The following is a 3860-nucleotide window of genomic DNA, read 5'->3' as shown; positions in this document are numbered from 1 at the left end:
GGTCCTGATCGGCATCGCACCCGGCCTCCTCCGCCGCGACGGGCACCGCCGTGTAGCCGGCAGCCGCGACCGCGCCGATCAGGTCGCCGACCGCGACCGCGCCGCGTGGGACCGTCACGGTCGCGCGCTCGGTGGCGAGATTGACCTCGGCGCCAATCACCCCGGGCACGGCGCCGAGCGCCCGCTGCACCCGCGCGACGCAGGAGGCGCAGGTCATGCCCTGGATCGCGAGCACGATCGTGTCGCGTGAAGCGGCGTAGCCGGCGGCCTCGATCGCCGCGACCACGGCCGCCGCGTCCGGGTGGGCTGCGAAGCGGACCTCCGCCTGCTCGGCGGCAAGATTGACGCTCGCAGCCGCGACGCCGGGGACCGTCCTCACGGCGCGCTCCACCCGGCCGACGCACGAGGCGCATGACATCCCCTCGATGATGAAGGTCATGCCGTGCCGTGCGGTGGCGCCGGGAGGGTGCGCAACGGCATTCAAGGGCGTGCTCCGTGCCAGAGTCATTTGTGCCAGAGTCATTTGTGCCAGAGTCATCCGTTGCCGCAGCAGATGGGGGTTCCCATGATAGGAAGGTCAAGGGCCTTGACGGCGGGGGTGCGCCGGGCTTGACCTGCGGCTGCCTCGGGCTGCTGTATCGGCCCATGCCGGACCGCTGGAACGCCCGCCCGCGATGATCTTCTCCGTCAGCACGATGACCTGTGATGGCTGCGTCCGTTCGATCACCCGCCTGGTTCAGGCCGCGGATCCGAAGGCCACAGTCTCGGCGGACCTCGCGTCGCGCCGGGTGTCGCTGACGACGGCGCTGAGTGGTGTCGCGGTGAAGGCGCTGCTCGACAAGGCCGGCTACGAGGCGACGGAGCTGCCGTCCTGACGCGACGGCGCTCCCCGCGCAGCGGATCAGTGCAAGCCGGCCGAGTGGGCCATGACCGGGGCGGGAAGCACGGTGCCGCGCGCCAACGCGCAACGATGACGCACTCGGGTGTCACCCCGCTGGGCGCCAGGATGACACGGCACCCGCTCACATCCGCAGACGTCCTTGCATCGCGCACGCGGTGGTGGAGCTGAGGGATCGGGGATAGACGCGCCGGATCAAGGCGCTGCGATGCAAACGGGGGCTCTGCCGGCCTCAAAGAATCAATGGGTTACGGCGAGTCTGCAAAACCGCCGAGCGGCGGTTTCCGGTTGCTCTTGACCCCCGCCCGAGGCTGTCTGTCCGCGGCCGCTCAGCCGGCTGTAGGATGGAGGCCACCATGGCGCAGACGATGCGGAGGTCCAAGGAGAAGCGCTGGATCGTCCTCGGCGAGGACGGCCGGCACGTGACCCTCGGCCGGCACACCGACCCGACCGACGCGGAGATCGCCGCTGCGGAGGGCAAGCTGGCGGCGCAGGGCTTGGGCGGGTGGCTGGCGATCATGGAGGGCGACTACTTCGGACGCAGGCCGCAGCCCGCGCTTCTCATGGTGCGCCCGCTCGGGTCGCCCGCCGAGCGGTTCGAGGCGGCTGCGGAGGCCTTCGAAACGGCGAGGCAACAGCCCTTCCTGACTGCCTGAGCAGATGCCCCCGCCGACCACGCCGAAAATCTATCACATCCTCCACGTCGATCGGCTGGCTTCGGTCCTCGCGGCCGGTTGCCTGTTCTCCGATGTCTTGATGAGCGGCCGTCAGGGTGCCGGCACTACCATCGGAATGAACACCATCAAGGCGCGGCGACTCCAGCTCCCCGTTACTTGCAGGCCGGGAACGTTCGTGGGCGAGTATGTGCCCTTCTACTTCTGCCCACGCTCGATCATGCTCTACGTCATATGGAAGGCGAACCATCCCGAGCTTGCCTATCGTGGCGGGCAGGAAGCGATCATCACGCTTGAGGCAGATCTACGTCAGACCGTGACGTATGCCGATGCCACCGGACAGCCTTGGGCTATCTCGCTCTCCAATGCTGGAGCGTACTACGCCACCTTCCAATCGGACTTGGCCGCGCTGGACGATATCGACTGGGCTGCGGTCCTGGCGCGAGACTTCCGCAGAGCCGAGGTGAAGGAAGCCAAGCAGGCCGAGTTCCTGATCCACGGCAGCTTCCCCTGGACGCTGGTCGAGCGCATCGGGGTCCAGAACGGCGCCGTTCAGCAAGAGGTAGCGAAACGCCTTGCATGTGCGGCACACAGGCCGCCTGTTCACGTCAAGAAGGACTGGTACTACCCTTGAGGGCGGGGAGAGGACGGATGATCACCAGCAAGACTGGAGACCTGCTCGCAGAGCCGGCCGAAGCGCTGGTCAACACCGTCAACTGCGTCGGCGTGATGGGCCGGGGTGTTGCCCTTCAGTTCCGCAACGCGTTCCCGGAGAACTACAGCGCCTATAGGGCCGCCTGCGACCGCGGCGAGGTGCAACCCGGGCGGATGTTCGTCTTCGAACTCGGTCAGCTCACCCGGCCGCGCTGGATCATCAACTTCCCGACCAAGCGTCACTGGCGCGGGCGCAGCAAGATCGAAGACATCGAGGCCGGTCTGAAGGCTCTTGTCGCCGAGATCCGCTCTCGCGGCATCCGCTCGATTGCCCTGCCGCCGCTCGGTAGTGGCCTCGGCGGGCTCGACTGGCGCGAGGTGAAGCCGCGGATCGAAGCCGCTCTCGGCGCCCTAGATGATGTCAACATCGTGCTGTTCGAGCCGGCCGGCTCACCCGCGGACGGCTGCGGCATTGCTGCGCGCTCAGCGTCGGCGATGACTGCCGGACGCGCGGCGCTGATTGGGCTGATGCATCGCTATCTTGCCGCGCTCATGGACCCGTTCGTGACCCTGCTTGAAGTCCACAAGCTGATGTACTTCATGCAGGAGGCTGGCGAGCCGCTGCGGCTGCGTTATGCGAAGGCCATCTACGGCCCCTATGCCGAGAATCTCGGGAAGGTGCTGGCGCGGGTGGAAGGCCACCTCGTCGCAGGCTATAGCGATGGCGGGGATGCGCCGGACAAGCAGTTGACGCTGGTGCCCGGCGCGGTCGAGGACGCGATGACGTTCATCGAGAACGAGGCAGAGACTCGCGCGCGGTTCGACCGCGTGGCCGCTCTGGTTGAAGGGTTCGAAACGCCGTTCGGTCTTGAGTTGCTTGCCACTGTGCATTGGGCGACCAAGGAGGTGCCCGCCGCGACCGCGGATGAGATCGTTGAACACGTGCATGCGTGGAATGAGCGCAAGCGTCGATTCTCACCGCGCCAGATCCGTGTCGCGCTGGATACCCTCGTCCGGCAAGGCTGGGTCCACGAGCGGGCTGCGGCTCTGCGGCACTGACAGTCGGGACCTTGGAATGACGTGAACCCTGACGGGCCATGTGCGGCCACTTCGCCCATCGAACAGCACGCCATCGCCCGATCGGCCACCGACTCCTGACGCGCGAAAGGCCCCGCCGGCGCGTCCCTGGGGACGGCCGGCGGGGCCGGATGGCGGCGCGAGGCGGCAGGATCAGGCGAGGCGGAACACGCTCCCGTCGTGCACCACGGTGACGAGCGCGGAGGCGGCGAGATCGTCGGCATCGAGATCGACCGTGCCGTCGCCCTTGCGGATCGCCACCGCGCCGAGGCCGTCCACGTTCAGCGTCGCGGCGCCCGTGTTCGCGGCCGGGCCGTTGATGAAGCGCACGGTTAACCCGGCGAAGTAGGCCGCGAGCGCGGGCGTGAGCGAGATCGTGCGCGCGTTCGCGCTGCCGCCGGCGGTGCCGCCCCAGGCGAGAGCGCCGCGCGCGCCGGCGATCGATGGCGCCTGCTCGGCGGTGCTGACCTCGATCACCTCCATGGCCATGAAGGTGGCCGCGTCGGCGAGCACGGTGGTCGGCGTGCCGAGCCCGGTCCGATTGACGCGCAGCTCGA

At 68.3% G+C, this 3860-nt stretch carries 6 protein-coding genes; 4 read left to right on the top strand and 2 right to left on the bottom strand.

Going from position 1 to position 3860, the window contains the following annotated elements:
- Positions 1-379, bottom strand: a 379-nt coding sequence (locus ACTIFU_RS22985) for a heavy-metal-associated domain-containing protein (RefSeq protein WP_439580655.1), incomplete at its 3' end; no start/stop codon positions are given.
- Positions 380-674: 295 nt separating this feature from the next.
- On the opposite strand from ACTIFU_RS22985, the gene ACTIFU_RS22980 reads away from it, so the two are divergent.
- The 4 genes from ACTIFU_RS22980 to darG all read left to right on the top strand — a co-directional run bounded on the left by ACTIFU_RS22980 (position 675) and on the right by darG (position 3285).
- Positions 675-875: a heavy-metal-associated domain-containing protein gene (locus ACTIFU_RS22980; protein ID WP_439580654.1), complete on the top strand. Its 201-nt coding sequence runs from the start codon at positions 675-677 to the stop codon at positions 873-875.
- Between the two features lie 379 nt (positions 876-1254).
- The gene (locus tag ACTIFU_RS22975) at positions 1255-1554 is read left to right on the top strand and encodes a hypothetical protein (protein ID WP_439580653.1); all 300 of its coding nucleotides are present in this window, start codon (positions 1255-1257) and stop codon (positions 1552-1554) included.
- A gap of 4 nt (positions 1555-1558) precedes the next feature.
- Entirely contained in the window at positions 1559-2206 is a 648-nt protein-coding gene (gene darT, locus ACTIFU_RS22970) for a type II toxin-antitoxin system toxin DNA ADP-ribosyl transferase DarT (RefSeq protein ID WP_439580652.1), read from the top strand.
- A gap of 17 nt (positions 2207-2223) precedes the next feature.
- The gene (gene darG, locus ACTIFU_RS22965) at positions 2224-3285 is read left to right on the top strand and encodes a type II toxin-antitoxin system antitoxin DNA ADP-ribosyl glycohydrolase DarG (protein WP_439580651.1); all 1062 of its coding nucleotides are present in this window, start codon (positions 2224-2226) and stop codon (positions 3283-3285) included.
- A 171-nt stretch (positions 3286-3456) separates the two neighbouring features.
- On the opposite strand, the gene ACTIFU_RS22960 is transcribed toward darG, so the two are convergent.
- The coding region (locus ACTIFU_RS22960) for a hypothetical protein (protein ID WP_439580650.1) at positions 3457-3860 on the bottom strand (404 nt) is incomplete at its 5' end.

Origin of the sequence: Elioraea sp. (assembly GCF_051860475.1) — a bacterium.
In the GTDB taxonomy this organism is placed as follows: Bacteria; Pseudomonadota; Alphaproteobacteria; order Acetobacterales; family Acetobacteraceae; genus Elioraea.
The sequence above is the reverse complement of the archived record's forward strand: the minus strand, read 5'-3'. Positions and strand labels throughout refer to the sequence as shown.

What these genes read in the sequence shown, in the direction of transcription:
- ACTIFU_RS22980 (WP_439580654.1), top strand. Translation starts at nt 675, where the DNA reads ATGATCTTCTCCGTCAGCACGATGACCTGTGATGGCTGCGTCCGTTCG.
- ACTIFU_RS22975 (WP_439580653.1), top strand. Translation starts at nt 1,255, where the DNA reads ATGGCGCAGACGATGCGGAGGTCCAAGGAGAAGCGCTGGATCGTCCTC.
- darT (WP_439580652.1), top strand. Translation starts at nt 1,559, where the DNA reads ATGCCCCCGCCGACCACGCCGAAAATCTATCACATCCTCCACGTCGAT.
- darG (WP_439580651.1), top strand. Translation starts at nt 2,224, where the DNA reads ATGATCACCAGCAAGACTGGAGACCTGCTCGCAGAGCCGGCCGAAGCG.